This window comes from Rhizobium sp. 01T444 (assembly GCF_056398305.1).
Genome location: NZ_JBFTPD010000242.1, coordinates 1 through 629 on the forward strand (window position 1 = coordinate 1; position 629 = coordinate 629).

The following is a 629-nucleotide window of genomic DNA, read 5'->3' on the forward strand; positions in this document are numbered from 1 at the left end:
CCCAAGCAGCTCCGCCGCGACATCGTTCATGCCGGCSRCCGGCTCGTCGAGCAGCAGCAGCGAGGGGGAGGCAGCGATAGCCCGCATGATCTCCACGCAGCGCTGGTGCCCGTAGGCGAGTTTGCCTGCCGGTAGCGCGGCGAAGCGGTCCATGCCGAAGCGTTCGAGCAGGGCCTGGGCGCGGCGCTTCCATTCGGCGGCTTCAATGCGCGCGGCCCGCAGGTTCAACAGGTTGGCAACAAGCCCCGCCGCGCTGGTCCGCACGAGCCCCGACACCACATTGTCGAGCACCGACGATTCCTTCAGCAGCCGGATGGTCTGGAATGTGCGCGCCACGCCGGCTTGCGCAATCGCATGGGGCGTGGCGGCCGTGATGTCCGTCGCACCGAGGCGGATGCGCCCAGCCGTGACCGAGAGCATGCCGGTGATGAGGTTGATGAGCGTCGTCTTGCCGGCGCCGTTGGGCCCGATCAAGCCAGTCACGTGGCCGGGATGGACGTCAAATGTGACCGCTTCCACGGCGTCCACGCCGCCGAAGCGTTTGCCGACCGCCTCGAGCGTGAGCGCCATCATTTGGCCACCTCCCCCGCGACGACGGAAGGCGCGTCGATTGACCCGCGCGTTGATGC

1 protein-coding gene is annotated in these 629 nt (G+C 68.4%); it reads right to left on the reverse strand.

Annotated elements, in window-relative coordinates; genetic code table 11:
* Positions 1 to 573, reverse strand: a 573-nt coding sequence (locus AC1DTN_RS38220; RefSeq protein ID WP_477925380.1) for an ABC transporter ATP-binding protein, incomplete at its 3' end; no start/stop codon positions are given.
* Positions 574 to 629 lie beyond the last annotated feature (56 nt).